This is a genomic window from Flavobacterium sp. P1_E4, from assembly GCF_056405915.1.
The window spans coordinates 165,745-184,807 of the sequence record NZ_JBFUBE010000001.1 but is presented as its reverse complement, the minus strand read 5'-3'; the positions used below and the strand labels follow the sequence as shown (position 1 = coordinate 184,807).

At 34.7% G+C, this 19,063-nt stretch carries 19 protein-coding genes; 10 read left to right on the top strand and 9 right to left on the bottom strand.

The window, feature by feature from the left end; genetic code table 11:
* Positions 1-218: 218 nt before the first annotated feature.
* Entirely contained in the window at positions 219-1,784 is a 1,566-nt protein-coding gene (locus tag AC1DY0_RS00860; protein ID WP_477186979.1) for a protein adenylyltransferase SelO, read from the bottom strand.
* A gap of 257 nt (positions 1,785-2,041) precedes the next feature.
* On the opposite strand from AC1DY0_RS00860, the gene AC1DY0_RS00855 reads away from it, so the two are divergent.
* The 4 genes from AC1DY0_RS00855 (at position 2,042) to AC1DY0_RS00840 (ending at position 4,875) form a co-directional block, all read left to right on the top strand.
* Positions 2,042-2,605: a DUF4256 domain-containing protein gene (locus AC1DY0_RS00855; protein ID WP_477186797.1), complete on the top strand. Its 564-nt coding sequence runs from the start codon at positions 2,042-2,044 to the stop codon at positions 2,603-2,605.
* Between the two features lie 73 nt (positions 2,606-2,678).
* Entirely contained in the window at positions 2,679-3,215 is a 537-nt protein-coding gene (locus AC1DY0_RS00850) for a GNAT family N-acetyltransferase (RefSeq protein WP_477186796.1), read from the top strand.
* Between the two features lie 242 nt (positions 3,216-3,457).
* A complete protein-coding gene (locus tag AC1DY0_RS00845) occupies positions 3,458-4,390 on the top strand; it encodes a peptidylprolyl isomerase (protein ID WP_477186795.1) in 933 nt (310 codons plus the stop codon).
* A gap of 149 nt (positions 4,391-4,539) precedes the next feature.
* Complete coding sequence (locus tag AC1DY0_RS00840; RefSeq protein WP_116795720.1) at positions 4,540-4,875, top strand: tRNA-binding protein; 336 nt, start codon at positions 4,540-4,542, stop codon at positions 4,873-4,875.
* A gap of 35 nt (positions 4,876-4,910) precedes the next feature.
* Here AC1DY0_RS00840 and AC1DY0_RS00835 read toward each other — a convergent pair whose 3' ends face one another.
* Positions 4,911-5,489, bottom strand: a complete 579-nt coding sequence (locus tag AC1DY0_RS00835; protein WP_477186794.1) for a YceI family protein — start codon at positions 5,487-5,489, stop codon at positions 4,911-4,913.
* 452 nt (positions 5,490-5,941) lie between these two features.
* Between AC1DY0_RS00835 and AC1DY0_RS00830 the strand changes: the two genes are divergently transcribed.
* The gene (locus AC1DY0_RS00830; protein ID WP_477186793.1) at positions 5,942-7,474 is read left to right on the top strand and encodes a SulP family inorganic anion transporter; all 1,533 of its coding nucleotides are present in this window, start codon (positions 5,942-5,944) and stop codon (positions 7,472-7,474) included.
* 168 nt (positions 7,475-7,642) lie between these two features.
* Here the strand turns inward: AC1DY0_RS00830 and AC1DY0_RS00825 are convergent, their stop codons facing one another.
* From AC1DY0_RS00825 to capB, 4 genes are all read right to left on the bottom strand, one after another.
* Positions 7,643-8,461 (bottom strand): sulfurtransferase, encoded by an 819-nt coding sequence (locus AC1DY0_RS00825; protein ID WP_477186792.1) that lies wholly within the window; start codon positions 8,459-8,461, stop codon positions 7,643-7,645.
* Between the two features lie 2 nt (positions 8,462-8,463).
* Entirely contained in the window at positions 8,464-9,012 is a 549-nt protein-coding gene (locus AC1DY0_RS00820; protein ID WP_477186791.1) for an RBBP9/YdeN family alpha/beta hydrolase, read from the bottom strand.
* A gap of 3 nt (positions 9,013-9,015) precedes the next feature.
* Positions 9,016-9,840 carry an alpha/beta hydrolase gene (locus AC1DY0_RS00815; RefSeq protein WP_477186790.1) on the bottom strand — a complete coding sequence of 275 codons (825 nt, stop codon included), beginning with the start codon at positions 9,838-9,840 and terminating at the stop codon, positions 9,016-9,018.
* 247 nt (positions 9,841-10,087) lie between these two features.
* The gene (gene capB, locus AC1DY0_RS00810; RefSeq protein ID WP_477186789.1) at positions 10,088-11,350 is read right to left on the bottom strand and encodes a cysteate-C-fatty acyltransferase; all 1,263 of its coding nucleotides are present in this window, start codon (positions 11,348-11,350) and stop codon (positions 10,088-10,090) included.
* 450 nt (positions 11,351-11,800) lie between these two features.
* Here capB and AC1DY0_RS00805 point away from each other — a divergent pair, with 450 nt between their 5' ends.
* Both AC1DY0_RS00805 and AC1DY0_RS00800 read left to right on the top strand, forming a co-directional pair.
* Positions 11,801-12,589 carry an NYN domain-containing protein gene (locus AC1DY0_RS00805; RefSeq protein WP_477186788.1) on the top strand — a complete coding sequence of 263 codons (789 nt, stop codon included), beginning with the start codon at positions 11,801-11,803 and terminating at the stop codon, positions 12,587-12,589.
* A gap of 55 nt (positions 12,590-12,644) precedes the next feature.
* A complete protein-coding gene (locus AC1DY0_RS00800; protein WP_477186787.1) occupies positions 12,645-14,153 on the top strand; it encodes an FMN-binding glutamate synthase family protein in 1,509 nt (502 codons plus the stop codon).
* A 371-nt stretch (positions 14,154-14,524) separates the two neighbouring features.
* On the opposite strand, the gene AC1DY0_RS00795 is transcribed toward AC1DY0_RS00800, so the two are convergent.
* On the bottom strand, positions 14,525-14,959 hold the full coding sequence (locus AC1DY0_RS00795) for a lipocalin family protein (RefSeq protein ID WP_477186786.1): 435 nt from the start codon (positions 14,957-14,959) through the stop codon (positions 14,525-14,527).
* A gap of 262 nt (positions 14,960-15,221) precedes the next feature.
* Here AC1DY0_RS00795 and AC1DY0_RS00790 point away from each other — a divergent pair, with 262 nt between their 5' ends.
* The 3 genes from AC1DY0_RS00790 (at position 15,222) to AC1DY0_RS00780 (ending at position 18,028) form a co-directional block, all read left to right on the top strand.
* Positions 15,222-15,803 carry a non-canonical purine NTP diphosphatase gene (locus AC1DY0_RS00790; protein ID WP_477186785.1) on the top strand — a complete coding sequence of 194 codons (582 nt, stop codon included), beginning with the start codon at positions 15,222-15,224 and terminating at the stop codon, positions 15,801-15,803.
* A 131-nt stretch (positions 15,804-15,934) separates the two neighbouring features.
* Complete coding sequence (locus AC1DY0_RS00785) at positions 15,935-16,885, top strand: transporter (protein ID WP_477186784.1); 951 nt, start codon at positions 15,935-15,937, stop codon at positions 16,883-16,885.
* A 24-nt stretch (positions 16,886-16,909) separates the two neighbouring features.
* Complete coding sequence (locus AC1DY0_RS00780) at positions 16,910-18,028, top strand: GTP cyclohydrolase (protein ID WP_477186783.1); 1,119 nt, start codon at positions 16,910-16,912, stop codon at positions 18,026-18,028.
* 106 nt (positions 18,029-18,134) lie between these two features.
* On the opposite strand, the gene AC1DY0_RS00775 is transcribed toward AC1DY0_RS00780, so the two are convergent.
* Together AC1DY0_RS00775 and AC1DY0_RS00770 are read right to left on the bottom strand one after the other, a co-directional pair.
* Positions 18,135-18,455 carry a panthothenate synthetase gene (locus tag AC1DY0_RS00775; protein WP_477186782.1) on the bottom strand — a complete coding sequence of 107 codons (321 nt, stop codon included), beginning with the start codon at positions 18,453-18,455 and terminating at the stop codon, positions 18,135-18,137.
* 184 nt (positions 18,456-18,639) lie between these two features.
* Positions 18,640-19,020: a PUR family DNA/RNA-binding protein gene (locus tag AC1DY0_RS00770; RefSeq protein ID WP_111409254.1), complete on the bottom strand. Its 381-nt coding sequence runs from the start codon at positions 19,018-19,020 to the stop codon at positions 18,640-18,642.
* Positions 19,021-19,063: the final 43 nt, after the last annotated feature.

Below are 19,063 nucleotides of genomic sequence, written 5' to 3'. Positions count from 1 at the left end.
AATAACCATGTAAAAAACACAAAATCAACAACTTAACTAATTCTTAAAATTCAAAAAACATTCAATTACTTGCCTCATTGCATTAACATTAATACAATTGAATTAAAAATAAATACTTTTAACGTTTAACCCTAAAAAAGTAATAAAAAAGCAACAAAAAAGATTTTTATGTCATTTAAGTATATTACCTTTTTTGATAACATTGGCTTAAAAGAGCTTTAAGAACTACAACTCAACATTGAGCAGCCTACTTTGTCTCTCGCCCAATCGGGTCTTTTTGCAAACCATTTTTGATGCTCTGGTTGTTCATCATAAGGCTTTTTTAGCAATTCAAACAGTTCATTCAGTAAAGAATAATCTCCCTTATCGGCAGCATCAATACTTAATTGTGCCATATAATTTCGCAATACATATTTAGGATTAACCAAATTCATTTGTTCTTTACGTTCAGTATCGTTAAGAGACTCTTCACTGATTCGGTTATTATAATGCTCTAACCATATGTACCATTTATCCAGAATAGATTCATTAAGATCTTTTTCATTATAAAAGGCTTCTTTGATTTTTTCCAAAGCAATTTCGGTCGAATCCTTTTTTTGAACACTACTCAAGTTTCTAAAGAAAATAGTCATATCAGTTTCAATTAACTGAAGAAGCTCAGTAAGGCTTTCAATTAAAATGGCATCCTCTTCCTTAATTATTTTAAGACCAAGCTTATTTCGCATCATACTCCAATATTCCTTTTGATAATCATTACCAAAGGCATTCAAGATAGTTTCAAGCGGTTTGGCATCATTAATCAATGGATACAAAGCATTTGCTAATTGATATAAGTTCCACAAAGCAATATCGGGTTGGTTGCCAAAGCGGTATCTTTTATATTCTCTATCGGTTGTATTCGGAGTCCAATTTGGGTCGTAATCTTCTAACCATCCATAGGGACCATAGTCAATTGTAATACCGTGAATAGACATATTATCGGTATTCATAACGCCATGTACAAAGCCTATGCGTTGCCAATGTATTATCATATCCAGGGTAGTTTGAGTTACCGCTTGAAAAAAGGCAAGGTATTTTTCTACTCCTTCACTCTTAATCTCCGGAAAATGATGCTTTATAGTATAATCCGTTAATAATTGTAATGTAGTATGATCTTTTCTTGAGGCAAACAATTCAAAATTACCAAAACGAATAAACGAAGGTGCTACTCTACAAACGATGGCCCCTTTCTCATAAGCTGGATTTCCATTATAGAGTATATCACGCATTACTTGATCACCGGAAAGCATTAGCGAAAGTGAACGCGTTGTTGGGACACCCAGATAATGCATAGCCTCCGCGCACAAATGCTCGCGTATAGAAGAACGTAACACTGCAAAACCATCGGCTGTACGGGAATATGGTGTAGGACCAGCTCCTTTTAATTGCAATGTGTACAACTTATCATCATGTACAACTTCGGTTAGATTAATGGCACGTCCATCACCTAATTGTCCAGCCCAATTTCCAAATTGATGCCCAGCATAACTCAAAGCATAAGGTTTGGTTCCAGGATAAACGGTATTTCCAGAAAAAGTATTTAAAAAATCTTCTGAAAGAATATCTTCCTGAGACAATCCTAAAGAATTGGCCACCTCGATTGAAGCGTGAATTAAAGAGGGATTTGAGGGTTGCTTTGGTAATACATATGAAAAACAAGCTTGCTCTACCTGTCTTGGAATATTGATTTCACTTGGATCTGCAGGTAATTCAGTTGTGAAATTATTTTGGATATGAAGTTTCATAGTATTCAAAAAAGAATTTTTTAGTATCTACTAATACAAGTTTTACATTATTTCTAAGTGTAAAGGTAGTGGATGCAAGTCACTATTGTCAAGTCTTTGATTTAATTTTATGATTTGTTGAATATTATAAAATGCATAATACAATTTGGTTTTACAAAATTTCTATTTAAAACTTCAGTAGTAATTATTTCCTATATTTGAAAAGGGTAAATCTAGAATGTTATCCGATTACGAAACTTAAATAACACATTATGACAATGAAAAATAAAAAAGAGTTGTCACCAGAACAAGGAGAACAACTGCTCAGTGTATTAAAAGCACGTTTTGAAAAAAATAGAAATCGGCATATAGGTCTTGATTGGGACAAAATTCAGGCTAAATTGGAAGTTAATCCCGGAAAACTTTGGTCACTCAATGAAATGGAAACAACTGGAGGAGAGCCAGATGTTGTAGGTCACGATGAAAAGACAAATGAATATATCTTTTACGATTGTTCAGCAGAAACTCCAAAAGGTCGTAGAAGTCTTTGTTATGACCGAGAAGCACTCGATTCGAGAAAAGAATTCAAGCCAGAAAATAACGCTATTGATTTGGCCACAGCGATGGGAGTTGAAATTTTAACCGAAGCAGAATACCGAGAGTTGCAACAACTTGGAGATTTTGACAAGAAAACATCGAGCTGGTTGAGGACGCCTTCGGATATTAGAAAACTTGGTGGTGCTATTTTTGCGGACTTTCGTTATAAGAACGTGTTCATATACCACAACGGAGCCTCTTCTTACTATGCTGTTAGAGGATTTCGCGGATCATTAAGGGTTTAAATTTTTGATAGACAGTTTTGGAAAAACTAATTTAATTTGGTTAACAAACCATTATTTTAAAACAGAATATCTTATGACACTTACCGTAGATAACACGCTTAAATTAGAATTAATTAGCGAAAATCACGCAAAACCTATTTTTGAGATGGTTGATGCAAACAGAGCTCATTTGAGACCTTGGCTACCTTTTGTAGACAGAATGCAAACTGTTGAATTCGCAGATAATTTTGTGGAAGGTGCTATGCAACGTAACAAAGGAGGAAATGAATATGCTTTTGTAATTATTGAAAATGAGAAAGTGATTGGACGAATTGGTGTTTATAAAATTGATATTCAAAACAGAATTGGAGAAATTGGATATTGGATTATTGAAGGATTTCAAGGAAAAGGGATTGTCACAAAGTCTTGTAAAACCATTATCGATTTTTGCTTTTCGGATTTACAGCTGAACAGAATCGAAATCAAATGTGGGACCGAAAATTTGAAAAGTAAGACTATTCCAGAGAAATTAAACTTTACAAAAGAAGGCGTGATTCGACAAGGAGAATTACTTTATGATACATTTATTGATTTGAATGTGTATTCGCTTTTAAAATCTGATATGGTTTAATTTGGCACTAACAGAGAAAAAAACATTTGCTGTAATCAAATTCCAAAACAAGCCCATAAAATATTTTACCGCAGATTCGCAGATAAAAAAATAGTAAATAAATTATCCGCTTTCAAAAAAAATCTGCGAATCTGTGGTCATTTCTTTGACTCATGTGTTTTGTTTGCTTACAATCAAATCCCCAAATTTTCTGATTCTATAATTTTATTCGTAAATTTGCACCTCAATAAAAAACAAACACAATGGAAAACGGAATATACGCTAAATTCAACACCGCTAAAGGGGCGATTTTGGTAAAATTAACACACGATTTAACACCAGGAACTGTTGGGAACTTTGTGGCTCTTGCCGAAGGAAACATGGAAAATAAAATAAAACCTCAAGGGCAAAAATTCTATGATGGTTTAAATTTCCATAGAGTAATTCCTGATTTTATGATCCAAGGGGGATGTCCTCTAGGAACAGGAACTGGAGATCCAGGATATAAGTTTGATGATGAATTCCACAAAGATTTGCGTCACAATGCACCAGGAGTTTTGTCTATGGCAAATTCAGGGCCAGGATCAAATGGTTCTCAGTTTTTCATCACACACATTGCAACGCCATGGTTAGATGATAAACATACTGTTTTTGGTAATGTAGTAGAAGGACAAGATGTAGTAGATGCGATTGCTCAAGGAGATGCTTTAGAATCAGTTGAAATTGTTAGAGTTGGTGAAGAAGCTCAAAAATGGAATGCAATTGAAGCTTTTGTTGGTTTAAAAGGAGCTCGTTTGAAAAAACAAGCAGCTTTGAAAGCGGAATCTGAAGCGAAAATGGAAACATTGGCTGCTGGTTTCGAAAGAACAGAAAGCGGTTTACGTTACCAATTCATTCAAAGAGGTTCTGGTAAAAAAGCAGAAAGCGGAAAAACAGTTGCAGTTCACTATGAAGGTTCATTGGAAAACGGTAAAGTTTTTGATTCTTCTTATCCAAGAAAAAAACCAATCGAATTCAGATTGGGTCAAGGTCAGGTAATCGAAGGTTGGGACGAAGGTATTGCTTTGTTACAAGTAGGAGACAAAGCTCGTTTCGTTATCCCATCTGATTTAGGATATGGACCAGCAGGAGCAGGTGGTGTTATTCCACCAAATGCGACTTTGATTTTCGACGTTGAATTGATGGAAGTAAAATAATAAGCAGTGATCAGTAGTTTTTGATCAGTGATTATAAAATAAATTAGAATCCCAAAACGAAAGTTTTGGGATTTTTTTGTTCTTAAATGATAGGTTTCATAATTATAGAACTTAGTATATTAGCAACTCATTATCTTAAAAACAAAACTATGGATTTAACGTGGTCAGAATTTGAAAGAGTAGAAATGCGAGTGGGAACTATATTAGAAGTCAATGATTTTCCAGAAGCTAGAAAACCTGCATTCCAACTCACTATTGATTTTGGAAGTGTCATTGGAATCAGAAAAACATCGGCTCAAATTACCAAAAGATATACCAAAGAAGTTCTGACAGGAAGACAAATCGTAGCCGTTGTCAATTTTCCTAAAAAGCAAATCGGAAAGTTCATGAGTGAATGTTTAGTGCTGGGAGCAGTAGGAGAGGAGGGTGATGTAATTTTATTGGCACCTGATTTCAAAATAGAAAATGGATTGCGAATAGGTTAGTATTATGAACTGTTGTTGGGATTTCGCATTTTGTATTATTTCTTTAGTAATTCAATATTGGCATCTATCTTTACTTCATCGCTAACCAAAAAACCACCAGTTTCGATTGCGGCATTCCATACCAAGCCAAAATCTCTACGGTTTATTTTGCCCTTGAATTTTAAACCTGCTTTTGTATTTCCCCAGGGATCGATATTGGTACCGCCATATTTTATTTCCAAAATGGTTGGTTTTGTGACTTCTTTGATGGTCAGCTTACCGATTAATTCAAAAGTTGCATCACCTATTCTTTTGAATTTAGTGGAATGGAAAGTGATTGTTGGAAATTTTTCTGCATCGAAGAAATCCGGGCTTTTTAAGTGGGCATCTCTTTTTTGATCATTGGTGTTAATGGAGTCAACATTTGCAGTAAAAGAAAATACCGCATTTTCAAAATCTTCTTCTGCTTCAGCTGTTCCGGTTATTTCATTGAATCTACCTGTTAGAGTAGCAATTTCAAGATGTCTAATTTTGAAATACACTTCTGAATGTGAGGGATCTATTTCCCATTTCATATTTTCCATAATGCTGGTTTTTATGTTTGGGTTTTCTTTAATGGTTGTTTGTAGTGACATTTTTATTGAAGTTTAGGAAAGATTTGTAAAAGAAACTATTGGGGTTTAGGTTTTTCTAATCCTACGCTTTGGCATCAAATGATAATCAGAAGAGCATAAATATTCTTCAAAAGACAAAGGATAGCTCATTTTCATAATTATCTTTTTTTAATTTGTAAGGAATAAAACAACATAAGAACAACGAACAAAGTTAGTGATTTAAACTCAATTTTAATTGATTTTTATCATGTAATGAGCTGTTGTTTAGTGTTTTAATTTGTTTTTATTTCAAAAGAAAGAAAAATTTTATGTTAAGATTTTGTTGAAACAGAGTGGTAGGCGGGGAGCTTTGATTTTAATGATGTTCAAGTTCAAATTTGAAAATAGATTAAGATCAGTAGGATGATTTTTGAGTTACATTGAAGTTTAAAACTGTATTTTTGCACCTCTAAAAATAATACCATTTTCAATTTATGAATCGTTATTTTAATTTATTCAATTTTAATCAAAAAGTAGATTATAAAATAGAAATTTTAGCGGGTCTTACTGTAGCGATGACAATGATTCCAGAATCACTTTCTTTTGCTATACTTGCTGGTTTTCCGCCTTTAGTAGGTTTGTATGCTGCTTTTATAATGGGATTGGTTACGGCAATATTTGGAGGGAGACCTGGTTTAATTTCGGGTGGAGCAGGAGCAACTGTTATCGTTTTGATTGCCTTAATGAAATCGAATGGATTAGATTATGTATTTGCCGCAGTTGCTTTGGCGGGAGTTTTTCAGATTTTAGTGGGTTTGTTCAAACTGGGAAAATTCATTCGGTTAGTGCCACAGCCTGTTATGTATGGTTTCGTAAATGGACTGGCGATTGTTATTTTTATGTCACAGATAGAACAATTTAAAACTGTTGTTATTGGAGAAACCGTTTGGCTTTCGGGAGACTCATTGTATGTAATGTTGGGTTTGGTGGCTTTGACAGTGGCGATTGTGATTGGTTTTCCAAAATTAACCAAAAAGATTCCTGCATCCTTAGTGGCTATTTTTGTGATCTTTATAGTAACTATTGTTCTGAATATTGATACAAAAACTGTAAAAGATATTGCTTCCATTAGTGGCGGTTTCCCGCCCTTTCATATTCCGAATGTTCCTTTGGATTTTAATACATTGCAAATTGTTTTTCCTTATGCTTTGATTATGGCAGGTGTAGGACTGACAGAAGGTTTGTTGACTTTAAATCTAGTTGATGAATTAACAGATACGAAAGGGAATAGTAACAGAGAATGTATTGCTCAAGGAAGTGCCAATATTTTAAATGGTTTCTTCTTCGGAATGGGAGGATGTCCGATGATTGCACAAACACTAGTTAACGTGTCTGCGGGCTCTAGGGCGAGATTATCTGGAATAATTGCTGCGATAACTATTTTGTTAATTATATTATTTGGAGCTCCAGTAATCGAAAAATTACCTATTGCGGCTTTGGTTGGGGTAATGATGATGGTGGCGATTGGAACTTTTGAATGGGCTAGTTTCCGAATATTCAATAAAATGCCCAAACACGATATTTTTGTATTGGTGACCGTGGCTTTAATAACGGTTTTTTTGCACAATTTGGCTTTGGCTGTATTGATAGGTGTGATTATATCCGCTTTGGTTTTTGCTTGGGAAAGTGCCAAAAGAATTCGTGCAAGAAAATACATTGATGAAAATGGAGTGAAACATTATGAGATATACGGCCCTCTTTTCTTTGGATCCACTACTATGTTTGCCGAAAAATTTGATGTTGCCAATGATCCAGATGAGGTTATCATCGACTTTAAGGAAAGCAAAATTATGGATATGAGCGCCATTGATGCCTTGAATAAAATTACTGAGCGATACGCCAATGTGAATAAAACAATTCGGTTGCGTCATTTAAGTGAAAATTGCAGGCAGTTATTGCAAAACGCGGATGCAGTAATTGACGTGAATATTCTGGAAGATCCAACTTATAAAGTGGCGGTCGAGTAATAATAATCAGGGTTGATTATTTATTGGATATCCTGCAAGGTTTTTTTTAACCTTGTAGGTATAAATGTAAATGTTGATAATAAGATACCTACAAGGTCTGGAAAAAGACCTTGCAGGAGCATTAAACCTAATTTATTTAAGTTGTCTATTATGTCAGAATCCCCTTTTTTATTTTTCAATCGGTAAATCAGTTGAGCCCCATTCAGTCCAAGAACCATCATAAACGGCTTTTGGATTGTCCGAAATCAATTCGGCGGCCAATAGAACAATGCAGGCAGTAATTCCGGAACCACAGGTAAAGAATAAAGGCTGGTCGTTCAGTTTTAGGATTTCCTTTAATTCTTCTTTTGATTTGAATTTTCCGTCTTGTTGTAAATCAGTGAAAGGAACGTTGATGGAACCGGGAATATGTCCGCTTCTCAATCCAGCTCTAGGTTCTTCGTGAGTGGCATTAAATCTATCAGATGATCTAGCATCCATAAGAACAGCCTCTTTGGTTGCGATATTCTCCAGAATCTGTTCTTTGTTTTTGATTAATTCGGGCTGAAATTTTGCTGTAAAATTCCCTTTTGGATAAGTTGTTTGTTGTTGATTTTCTGTTGGAAAACCTTCTTTAATCCATTCCGGTAGTCCACCATCCAATACAAAAACATTCGGATGCCCCATCGCTTTGAACATCCACCAAGCTCTTGGGCTGGAATAGATTCCTAAAGTGTCATAAACCACAATTGTGCTGTTTGAGTTGATGCCTAATTTTTGAGCTTCGGCAGTGAATTTCTCTTCCGAAGGAAAAGTATTGGGCAACGGATTATTGGTATCGCTAAAATTGTTTTTGATGTCAAATAAACGAGCGCCTTTTATTTGTAAATCTGGATTTTGATTCTCCAAATTCGATTGATTTTGCTCTAATCTTGCTTCGAGTATGATTAAATTAGAATTGTTTAAATGTTCTTGTAACCAAGTTGCAGAAACTATTGGATTTGTCATTTTTAGCTTTTTATTTTTGTGATTAATTGCTGAAGAAATGTTTGGCCTTCTTCCCAATATTCGAGATTAGAATCGGAATTTATATGTCCTTTTTGGCCAACGTTTATAAAATCGCTTCCCCAATAAGCGGCTAATTCTTTGGCTCTTTCGAGTGACATATAAGTGTCGTTTTCGGTTCCTACAACCAGTGATGGAAATGGAACAGCTTGTGTTGGAATAGGGGAAAAGTGTCTTAGGAAATCGGGTGTGTGTTCGGGCGAATCTACATCAGCGGGAGCAACGAGCATAGCGCCCACGATGTTTGGATTGTTGTTTTGGGAAATCCAATGCATCACTAGGGAAACTGCCAGACTATGAGCCACCAAAATAGTTGGTTCATCTATTTTTTTAATGGTTCTTGAAAGTCTTTCAAGCCATTCCTCAAGTTGAGGTTCGTCCCAATTGTCTTGTATGACTTTGGTTGAATTGGTGAATTTTTGTAGCCAAAAGCTTTGCCAGTGTTTTTCGCCAGAATCACCAAGTCCTGGAATAATCAATAAATGTGGAATCATTTTTTATTTCTTTTTTGAAGCTATTATTCTTTGAATTTCTTTGACAACCAATGGGAAAGCTGGTTCTGTCATACCGTGTCCAAAACCTTGTAGTTCATATAAAGTCGTTTGTTTGTGGCCGGCAATTTTCATCATTCGCATCATATAGGCGTTTTCTTCATAGCGTCCCAACATTTCTAATTCTCTATCACCTGTAATTAACAATAAAGGCGGAGCATCGGCGCGAACGTGATACAACGGAGCAAACTCATCAACTACAGGTTGGGTGTCTGGAATGCCTCTTTCTTTTCGGATTTCAAAATGGGTGATGGTTTGTGCGCTTAACGGAATTAATCCTGCAATGGAATTAGCATCTATGCCATCTGCTTTTAACCATTTTTTGTCTAATCCCACCATTAATGCTAAGTACGCGCCAGCAGAATGTCCTGAAACTATAATCAGGGAATTATCACCGCCATAAGTGGTAATATTTTTGAATGTCCAAGCAACGGCTGCTGCGGCATCTTCAATACATTTTTGTGCTTTTACTTTTGGTGACAATCGATAATTCACCGAAACAACACAAAATCCTTTGTCTTTGAGCCCTTCGGGAAGTTCTTTGTTTCCACCGGTTAATCCTCCTCCGTGAAACCAAATTACAGTGGCAAATCCTTTAGTGTTTTTTGGGTAATAGATATCGAGAACACAACGTTCTTTGATGTAAGAATCGGTATTGGTTGTGGCTTCGTTATAATAGGGGATATTGGTAACTATGGTATATTCTGTTTTTTGAGCAGAAATTAATGTTATGGAAAGCAGCAGTACTAACGAAAGAAGTGTTTTTTTCATTATATGGTTTTATTTGAAACCATAAAAGTACAGCATTTTTATATTTTGTTTGCATTGGTTCTTATGAAAATCTAAAGTTGTAGGGGAGCCCCGATGGGAGGGAAAATCCTTATGTGCCGGTGTTCGGCATATAAGATTGGAAGGACAGCGGGACTGAATAGCATAGATGCAAAAATGTCTGCTTCAAAAAAAAATCCATCAGCCTTTCGACCGATGGATTTTCTATATTTAAATGAAATGCTAAAAATTAAGCGTCCAAATCTACTGTAGTTCTACTTGCAATCTCTTTGTACGTTCCATTTACTAATTTCTCACGGATAGCTTCGAAAGAAGTAAGCGTTTCAGCAATATCTTCCAATGTATGAGAAGCGGTAGGGATAACACGCAATAAAATCATTCCTTTTGGGATAACTGGATAAATTACGATCGACAAGAAAATACCGTAGTTTTCTCTTAAGTCATTCACCATTACCATTGCTTCTGGTACACTTCCTTCCAAGTAAACTGGTGTAACACAAGTATTGGTATCACCAATATTAAATCCTTTGCTTCTCAAACCATTTTGCAAAGTATTTACGTTTTCCCATAATTTGTTTTTCAATCCTGGGTTATCACGCAACAATTGCAAACGTTTCAATGAACCAATAGTTTGGATCATTGGCAATGCTTTTGCAAACATTTGAGAACGTAAGTTGTATTTTAAGTAATCGATAATGTCTTTATCGGCAGCCACAAAAGCACCGATGTTAGCCATTGATTTTGCAAATGTAGAGAAGTAAACATCGATTCCGTCTTGGCAATTTTGCTCTTCACCAGCTCCGGCACCTGTTTCACCAAGTGTACCAAAACCGTGTGCATCGTCAACTAACAAGCGGAAATTGTATTTCTCTTTCATTGCCACGATCTCTTTCAGCTTCCCTTGCTGTCCGCGCATTCCAAAAACACCTTCGGTAATAAATAAGATACCGCCACCAGTTGTTTCGGCTAATTTTGTAGCGCGATCCAAGTTTTTCTCCATACTTTCGATGTCGTTGTGCTTGTACGTAAAACGTTTTCCGCTATGCAAACGAACCCCATCAATAATACAGGCGTGAGCATCAACATCATAAACAATCACATCATTTCTAGTAACCAAAGCATCAATGATAGACACCATTCCTTGGTAACCAAAATTCAGCAAATAAGCTGATTCTTTCATTACGAAAGCAGCCAATTCATTCTCTAATTGTTCGTGATATTTAGTGTGACCGCTCATCATACGCGCACCCATTGGGGCAGCGGCACCATACTCAATAGCTGCATCTGCATCTGCTTTACGAACTTCTGGATGGTTTGCAAGACCCAAATAGTCATTCAAACTCCAGTTCAAAACCTCTTTCCCTTGAAATTTCATTCTCGGACCTAAGTCTCCTTCTAATTTTGGGAATACAAAATAACCTTCCGCTTGTGAAGCCCATTTTCCTAAAGGTCCTTTATTGTTTTGAATTCTTTCGAATAAATCTTTTACCATAATATATATTTCTACTACTATTAATTTAAAGTCTCGTTCCGAAGTTTCGGAATCGGGTGCAAAAATAATTATTTATAATGTATTAGCATCTTGAAAGTATATTTATTTTTTAAAATCCAAACCATTATAATAACTAATCTTGTCATTTTGAGTTCAGTCGGATGTAGGAGCTATTTCCTGCTGTCCATTACAAGCTCTCTGTCATAAACCTTTTTTTCTATTGTGCCGCAAGGAGCTTCCTCCGGTCGCTCTTGCGGCACAAGAAAAAATAGGTTTATTCCGTCGAGGCTTTCCATTTCCATCAGGGCTAATGCAATAATCAACAACTTTCTTCAATAAAAACACGTATATTTGAATCAAGTTCGATTAAAATGGCAATAACTATGATGATTTCATTATAAAAATTAGAAATCCAAAAATCGACCAATCCAATAATCTATAATTGAAAAGATGTCTCAAAATACAAAAGAACTAAAACTAGCCGTGCTAATTGATGCCGACAATGTTCCCTACAGCAATGTAAAAGGAATGATGGAGGAAATTGCCAAATACGGAACTCCAACAACCAAACGTATTTATGCCGATTGGACAAAGCCCAATGCAAACGGTTGGAAATCGGTTTTACTAGAACACGCCATTACACCTATTCAGCAATACAGTTACACAGTAGGAAAAAATTCTTCCGATTCGGCCTTGATTATCGATGCGATGGATTTGCTGTATTCTGATAAAGTGGATGGTTTTTGTATTGTTTCCAGTGACAGCGATTTTACCAGACTGGCTATTCGATTGCGAGAGTCGGGAATGAAAGTTATTGGTATGGGCGAGAAAAAAACACCTAATCCTTTTATTGTTTCCTGTGACCGATTCATTTTTATTGAGGTTTTGGAAGGAGCCACCAAAAAGAAAAAACCAAAGCCAACAGCTTCAACTCCTGCAGCAGATAACAAAGAAACCAAGAAAACTCCCGAAAAAGAGACTGCCATTAAAATCGACAATAAAACCATCGAGCTGATAGAAGATACCATAGATGCCATTGGAGACGATGACGGTTGGGCTTTCTTAGGCGATGTTGGAAATCTAATCGTAAAGAAAAAGCCTGAGTTTGATCCCAGAAGTTACGGTTTCAGCAAACTCACTCCACTACTTAAATCTTTAACCGATATTCTGGAAATAGACGAAAGGGATTCAGATAAAAAAGGAATCAAACACGTTTATGTAAGATTACGCTTTACATAATCGGAATGCAAAAATAAAGGAATCAATAATTATTAACTTTTAAACTCTTTCAATAATGAGAAAACAATTGTTAGCACTAGGTTTAATACTACTTGGAATTTCTCTGCTTTTTAATTATTTTCTGAAAACAGGATTTGTGTTTTCGATAGTAATGGTTATTTTAATAATTGTTGGATATTTCAATACCATTCAGCAGAAACACGCCATTCTCAGAAATTTTCCTGTTTTAGGCTATTTTCGCTATGCGTTCGAAAAAATTGCTCCCGAAATTCAGCAATACTTCATTGAGCGCACCACCGACGGAAAACCGTTTTCAAGAAACCAGCGTTCATTAGTGTATGAAAGAGCCAAGAATATTGATTCGACTTCTCCATTTGGAACTCAATTAATATTAAATCAATCCAGCTACGAAGGGATTAAGCATTCTATGTTTCCAGCTGTGGTAAATCACGAATTGCCAAGAGTTGTTGTTGGAGGTCCAGCTTGCACACAACCCTATTCAGCTTCGTTATTCAATATATCGGCAATGAGTTTTGGGTCATTAAGCGAGAATGCAATTGTAGCTCTCAACAAAGGAGCTCATAAAGGAAATTTTTATCACAATACCGGTGAAGGTGGTTTAACTGAATTCCATCAACAAGGAGCCGACATTACTTGGCAAATAGGAACGGGTTATTTTGGTTGTCGCAACAGTGAAGGACATTTTGATGCCGATAAATTTGCTGAAAAGGCGAATCTTCCTGCTGTAAAAATGATTGAAATCAAATTGTCACAAGGTGCAAAACCAGGTCACGGAGGAGTACTTCCTGCTCAAAAAAACACACCACAAATTGCGAAAATTAGAGGAGTAGAACCCAATACCACCATTCTATCACCACCTAGCCACAGTGCTTTTTCTGATTATAAAGGACTGGTGGAGTTTATTGCTCATTTGCGTCAGCTATCAAACGGGAAACCTATCGGATTCAAATTGTGCATAGGTGATACCGCCGATTTTGAAAATCTTTGCAACGAAATGATTCATCAAAATTGTTATCCTGATTTCATCACCGTAGATGGTGCCGAAGGCGGAACAGGAGCTGCGCCATTGGAATTTGCCGATGGAGTGGGGATGCCTTTTGAACCAGCTTTGATTTTTGTAAGCAAAACATTGGTTCGATTGGGTATTCGAGACAAAATCAGAGTGATTAGCAGCGGTAAAATTATCTCGGGATATTCGATATTGAGAGCGATAGCTTTAGGTGCCGATATGTGTAATTCGGCTCGTGGATTTATGTTTTCTTTGGGTTGTATTCAAGCCTTGCGTTGCAATAATAATGAATGTCCAACCGGAGTGGCTACTCAAAACAAAATGCTTATGAAAGGATTGGTCGTAACCGATAAATCCGAAAGAGTTTTTCATTTCCATAAAAATACTTTACATGCCGCAAATGAATTATTGGCCGCAGCTGGCAAAAACAGTTATGCTGAAGTGGATATCAATATCTTTATGCGTGGTGATGAGTTCTCCAACCTTGCGGATCATTATTTCCCAGATAATTTAACGAATGTAACTAGACATTAGAATATTGCACAAAAAAGGAGGGTGTATGTACCACCCTCCCCTTTGTAAGTTCTGATTTATCATTATCTAACTTATACTTAAATTCGGTATAGCTGACTATTGAGAATACTTTTTCTAATATTGAATATTTGTGATATTATATGCTCAAGTAATTAATCAGAACCACATTCAAATTTACAATTATATTACGCATAAGTCAATGTAAAACAGCTTTTTAACTGTATTTTAACTTCGCTTTTTTAACTGTTTAAATCTAATTTTATTTATAAAACTGATAAGATACTTTTTTCCGAAATGGATTTGGTCTTAAAAAGCATAATAAAAAAAAGCCAACATTGCTGTTGGCTTTTTTTATCAATATTGTAAAATTATTATCTTGTGAAAATTGTATTTGCAGTTATAGTAATTCCAGATTCTGTGTAAGTAATTCCTAGAGTCATACTTGAACTCGTTACACTAACCACATCAAAAACTTCAGTATCTGATCCGAATTTAAAAGTAACTTTATTTCCATCTTTAGACCATGTTCCAGTTTCTGTAGAAAGCGTACAAGCTGTACCTTCGTAAGTACCTTCGACAGCAACACCTCCTGTTTTAATTTCTAAATAATTTTTATTACAGCCTGGTGCATTTTCAGGGTTGTCTATCTCTTGAGTAGGCATACCAGGACTTGCTATGCTCATTTTGCTTACATTCCATTTTCCCTCAATAGAAGCAGAAGATTCATTATCATCATCTTTACTACAAGAAACAACAGCCATTCCTAAAGTCAAAACTGAAAGGAATAAAATACTTAATTTTTTCATTTTATTTTGTAATTTTTTGGTTATTAAAACACAATATTAACAGTAAAAATAGACATAAAAAAATATTTTATGTTAAAATTACTTACATATAAATACTATTAAAATAAACTTAATATTTCAATATCGGTTATTCTGTTCACATATAATTAAGCATCAAATTATTACAAAAAAAATCTTAATTTTTTAGAAATGAAAATAATAATAAAAACTATTTTAAAACACCGTATTTTTACTTTATAAATTTAAATCTAATGAAATTCTAATGAAAATTGTCTTCGCTACCAACAACACCAATAAAATTTACGAAATACAAAGTATGCTTCCTGAAAGTATTGAAATAATTAGCCTTGAAAGTATAGGTTGTAATGAAGATATTCCTGAAACTGCCGATACGATTGAAGGGAATGCTATTATGAAAGCCAATTACGTAACAGAAAAATATGGTTATGATTGTTTTGCTGATGATACCGGACTTGAAGTTGAGATTTTGAATGGAGAGCCAGGAGTTTATTCTGCTCGGTATGCAGGAGAACAAAAATCGGCAGAAGACAATATGGATAAATTGCTTGTAAAGTTAGAAAAATCATCGAACAGGAATGCTCAATTCAAAACCGTAATTACTTTAAATCTAAAAGGGGAGCAGTATCTTTTTACGGGAATTGCCAAAGGAGCTATCACTTTGAATAAAAATGGCAATCAAGGCTTTGGTTATGACCCTATTTTTAGACCTGATGGTTATCAGGAAACGTTTGCCCAGCTTTCGTTAGAAACTAAAAATACCATAAGCCATAGAGGGAAAGCCACCCGAGAGTTAATTGCTTTTTTGAATCAGAATCCCAAATAAATTTTTTTGAATATTGAATAAAGCAGATGACTCTTTTTTAAATATTCTAAGAAATTTTTAACCAAATGATTGTTACAATAAAATATAGTACATTTGAAATGCGTTATAGCTTTTCACTCAAATAATTCAGCATGTTCAATATCAAAACATTATTTTTTGCTTCCCTTTTTTTAATCCCAACAATTGATTATGGGCAACACACAGATGAAATTAATTCGAACAGACCTGGAGAATCCATGTCGGCTTTTGCAGTCGGGAAAACGGTTATACAAGTAGAAACAGGTGTGTTTGGTATTCAAGAAAGTCATAGTTTGTCTAAGTATGATGCTAATGGTTTTGGAATTGATTTTGAATTGAGATATGGTGCATTCCTCGAGAATTTGGAATTTATTGCTGACGTTCAATATGTAAATGAAACGTTTACGTATCCTATGCAAGTTGATGATAGAGCTGATTTTAAGCAATCTGTTTTAGGAGCTAAATATTTGATTTATGATCCAAATAAAGGATATAAAAAAGAAGCCAATATATACAGCTGGAAAGCAAATCATAAATTCGATTGGCATCAAGTAATTCCTGCTGTCGCCGTTTTTGCCGGAGCCAATTTTACAGGCGCTGATAATCCCTTTTATTTTTCTCCAGAATCAGCCATTTCTCCAAAAGCGGCTTTGATTTTACAAAACCATTTAGGTGATGGTTCTTGGGTTTTTGTTACCAATATCATTTATAATTATATAGCTACCGATTATCCTAGTTTGAGTTACATTTTAACCTTAACCAAAGGAATTAATCAAAAATGGTCTGCTTTTGTAGAAAATCAAGGTATAAAAAGCGATTTCTATAGTGATGCCATTGTTCGAGGTGGAGCCGCTTATTTGATTAACAGAAACATGCAGGTTGATGCTTCCATAAGTACAAATTTTAAGAATACTCCTTCGGTTCTTTATGGAGGTGTTGGAATATCATGGCGTTATGATGGGCGATATAAGGAAGTTCATCTTTTGACGAAAGAAGAAGAAGCTGCTGAAAAAATGGCCAAAAAGACTAAAAGTAAAAAAAGCTTTAAAAAAACAAAGAAGTAATAGCAACTTACCATAAATACTACAATGATTATCATTCAAGAAGCCAAAACTAAAAACGAGTTAATCGAATTTATAAAATTTCCTTTTACATTATACAAAGACAATCCGTATTGGGTCCCACCCATAATTGCTGACGAACTGGAAACATTTGATAAAACCAAAAATCCAGCTTTTAATAGCGCCGAAGCCAATTTTTATGTTGCTTACAAAAACAATCAAATCGTAGGTAGAATAGCAACAATTATCAATTGGGATGAGGTTAATCATCAACAGAAAAAGAAAGTTCGTTTTGGTTGGTTTGATGTTATTGATGATATTGAAGTAACTAAGGCTTTACTTGAAAAAGTATATGAACTGGGACAAAAGAATAACCTGGAATATGTAGAAGGTCCAATGGGATTTTCTAATTTGGACAAAGTAGGTGTTTTAACCGAAGGTTTTGACGAATTGGGAACGATGATAACTTGGTACAATCATCCATATTACGCCGACCATTTTGAAAAATTAGGTTACGTAACCGAAAAAGAATATGTCGAAAATAAATTCCCTTTTGCGAATGCTAAACCAGAATTTTTTGAAAAAATAAATGAGTTGGTGAAAAAACGCTACCAATTGAAACCAATCAACTTTAAATCGACCAAAGCCGTAATGCCTTATGTTGATAAGATGTTTGATTTGTTTAATGAGTCATATGCTAAATTGTCTTCATTCGTAGCTATTTCGGATGTTCAAAAAGAATATTTTAAGAAAAAATATATCAGTTTCATTAATCCCGAATATATAAAGTATGTTGAGGATAAGGATGGAAATCTGGTAGCTTTTGCTATTGTTATGCCTAGTTTTTCTAAAGCACTTCAAAAAGCCAATGGAAAATTATTTCCTTTTGGTTTTTTACATTTATTAAAGGCCAAACGCAATAGTAAAGACGTTCTGTTTTATCTTATTGGAGTGCATCCAGACTATCAAAATAAAGGTGTAACGGCAGTTATTTTTAGTGAATATCATAAAACTTTTACTGAAAATGGTGTTCAGAATTGTTATAGAACTCCTGAGTTAGCTGATAATATCGCTATTCAATTGATTTGGAAAAACTTTAATCCTGTGATTCATTGTCGTAGAAAAACGTTTAGAAAATCACTGTAAAGCAATTCATTTTTTGCTTTAAGTTTTTAGAATATAATTTTCGTTTAAAAAAAGAAACCTCTTCAGTTTGTATGGAGAGGTTTTTTAATTTAATGTCAAATTTTCTTTAGATGGCATGAACATCACTCCATTTTTCAGCTAGTTTGTTGAGGTTAGCTTTCATTAAATCATCGGGTGTCATAGCAATTCTGATTTCACAATGTGCTTCAAAATTTAAAAACCAAGGTTCGCAAATGGCAGGAATAGCTGAGGATTCCGGAATATCAACAATCATAACAGCACCTCTGTTTCCTTCTTGTTCAGAAAAATAAATGCTTTCGGGTTTGATATCATCAATAACGCGACCAATGATTTCACCAGCTGTACCATTTCTAACCATTGAATTGAAAGGCTCAATAGGAAAGATAACATTAATTAACATTTTCATTGTGACTAGATTTAAAGTTAATACTTCTAAAGGTACAAAATAATAGCATTTAAAATATGTATAAGCGATTGATAATCAGTGTTTTTATTTGAATTTTAGTTAAAATGTTTTCTTGTTTTAAGGCATAAAAAAAAGCCCAAAAATCATGTGATTTTGGGCTTTTTTTTAATGTTTTTTCTTTTGATTAAATATCGTCAAATTCGATATCAGTAAAACTAGATGTATTTGGAACAATGTCTTCATCAGTTTTATCTAAAGCATATTCTTTTTTGAAATCTTTTTGGTGTCTTTCTGAAATTACCTCTTCGCCTTTGTGGTTCAAAACGTAAGATGTCATGTCCTCTAGAATTTCTGAAAAAGCGGTAAAATCTTCTTTGTATAAATAGATTTTATGTTTTTTGAAATGAAAAGAACCGTCTTCTTCCGTGAATTTTTTGCTTTCGGTAATTGTAATATAATAATCGTCAGCTTTGGTAGCTCTTACATCAAAGAAATAGGTTCTTCTGCCAGCTCTTAAAACTTTTGAGAATATTTCTTCTTTTTCTAACATATCATTTTCTCTCATAATCTTATCGTCATTTTTTTATTTAATAGCAATCAAAAATCAT